Below are 1,485 nucleotides of genomic sequence, written 5' to 3'. Positions count from 1 at the left end.
GAACATGATGTAATCGTGGGAGCAGTGGCCACCAACGATGTGGCGGTCGTGTTCGACCTTTTGCCGGCTGGCTGTCCCCCGATAGGATGAAGAACGGGCTCACGATCGCAACCGGGCCCAAGCATCGAACGGAGGACAGCCATGAACCAGTATATTGGTCTCGACGTTTCCATGAAAGAGACAGCGATATCGATCCGGCAGGACGGCAAGAGGATTTGGCGGGGCAAGTGCGCGTCTGACCCGCAGCTGCTCGCGGCGGTGATCCGCAAACGGGCGCCCGATGCCCAGCGGGTGGTGTTCGAGACGGGGCCGCTGTCGGTATGGTTCTACCATGCGCTGACGGCAGAGGGCCTGCCGGCAATCTGCATCGATGCGCGGCATGCCAAGGCCGCGCTCGACATGGCCGCAAACAAGACCGATGCGAACGATGCCGATGGACTCGCTCATCTGGCCGAGGTCGGCTTTTACAGAGAGGTTCGGGTCAAAGGTTTCGACAGCATGCTGATCCGCACGCTGATCACTGCGCGGAACCAGCTTCTCAAGATGAGCTTGCAGATGTCCAACCAGATCCGCGGGTTGATGAAGACGTTTGGCCTGGTCGTGCCCAAGGGCGCCGGCAGCGTGTTCGAGCGCAACGTTCGCGACCTCCTGCAGGGCGAAGAGAAGCTGGCACACATCATTATGCCAATGCTTCAGGCATGGCGCGATATCCGCCACCAAACAGCAAAGCTGAGCAAGGAGCTGGTCGCGATGGCGCGAGAAGACCAGCGCTGCCGTCTACTCATGTCAGTGCCCGGTGTCGGCACCGTCACGGCTACCGCTTTTGCTGCTGCGGTTGAAGATCCGGCGAACTTCAGGAACTCTCGCGCCGTGGGCGCATGGGTGGGTCTCACGCCGAGGCGCTACCAGTCCGGGGAGGTAGATCGTGACGGACACATCTCACGCCGTGGCGACAATCAGTTGCGCGGCCTCTTATATGAAGCGGCCGCGGTCATTCTCAACCGGTCGAGGGATACCAGTAACCTGCGAGCTTGGGCGTTGGAGCTGAAAGAGCGGCTCGGCTTCAAGCGAACGGCGGTGGCCCTGGCGCGCAAGCTGGCCGTGATCATGCATGCCATGCTCCGGACGGGCGAACTCTTCGATCCGCACGCAGGAGCACCCGCCGTTGCCTGATCCGGCGGTCGCCTGCCTGCGACGATTCATTTAGGCCATTCAACCGATAGCGTCTTACAGGACGCACCGAGTCGTCCCTGCCGGGACGTGGTTGTGGTCATTCCGCGAAGCGGGAAGCAACTGCCTCTTAGCAGATTGCGTCACGAACATAGGAAGACCTCACCAGCGAAACTCATCCTGCGGCGATCAGTTGTGCATCGACCGCGTAGACGACCCTGTGCCCGGCATACGAGCAAGCATCGGCGATAAGGCAAGAAAAGGAAGACTGGCTTGCACATACCTCTTGACGGCCAGGCGATTAGACGACCCGCT

Annotated in this window: 1 protein-coding gene; it reads left to right on the top strand. The window is 60.9% G+C overall.

The features are described from left to right. Window positions 1-141 precede the first annotated feature (141 nt). Complete coding sequence (locus JP75_RS24360; RefSeq protein WP_035087702.1) at window positions 142-1,173, top strand: IS110 family RNA-guided transposase; 1,032 nt, start codon at window positions 142-144, stop codon at window positions 1,171-1,173. Window positions 1,174-1,485: the final 312 nt, after the last annotated feature.

The sequence above is a fragment of the Devosia riboflavina genome (genome assembly GCF_000743575.1).
GTDB lineage: Bacteria > Pseudomonadota > Alphaproteobacteria > Rhizobiales > Devosiaceae > Devosia > Devosia riboflavina.
Note: the sequence above shows the minus strand (reverse complement) of the source record. Positions and strands in the feature narration are given on the sequence as shown.

Excerpts from the sequence above, each read along its gene's own strand:
- JP75_RS24360 (WP_035087702.1), top strand. The coding sequence starts at position 142 with ATGAACCAGTATATTGGTCTCGACGTTTCCATGAAAGAGACAGCGATA.